The organism is Leclercia barmai (assembly GCF_049312895.1).
GTDB classification, from domain to species: domain Bacteria; phylum Pseudomonadota; class Gammaproteobacteria; order Enterobacterales; family Enterobacteriaceae; genus Enterobacter; species Enterobacter barmai.
Genome location: NZ_JBMNWZ010000029.1, coordinates 1 through 251, shown reverse-complemented (window position 1 = coordinate 251; position 251 = coordinate 1). Strand labels below are relative to the sequence as shown.

Annotated in this window: 1 tRNA gene; it reads right to left on the bottom strand. The window is 49.8% G+C overall.

Annotated elements, in window-relative coordinates:
• Nucleotides 1–139 precede the first annotated feature (139 nt).
• Nucleotides 140–215 (bottom strand) — tRNA-Glu (locus tag ACOYA6_RS23080).
• Nucleotides 216–251: the final 36 nt, after the last annotated feature.

The following is a 251-nucleotide window of genomic DNA, read 5'->3' as shown; positions in this document are numbered from 1 at the left end:
TTGTTACGGAGAACAGACACAGTGTGTCGTTTCAATTTTCAGCTTGATCCAGATTTTTAAAGAGCAAATATCTCAAACGTCACCCGAAGATGAGTTTTGAGATATGGGGGTCGGCGACTTTCACTCACGAACCAGCAAGTGGCGTCCCCTAGGGGATTCGAACCCCTGTTACCGCCGTGAAAGGGCGGTGTCCTGGGCCTCTAGACGAAGGGGACACTGAAGTCTCAATCGCAAGACGCCTTGCTATTTAC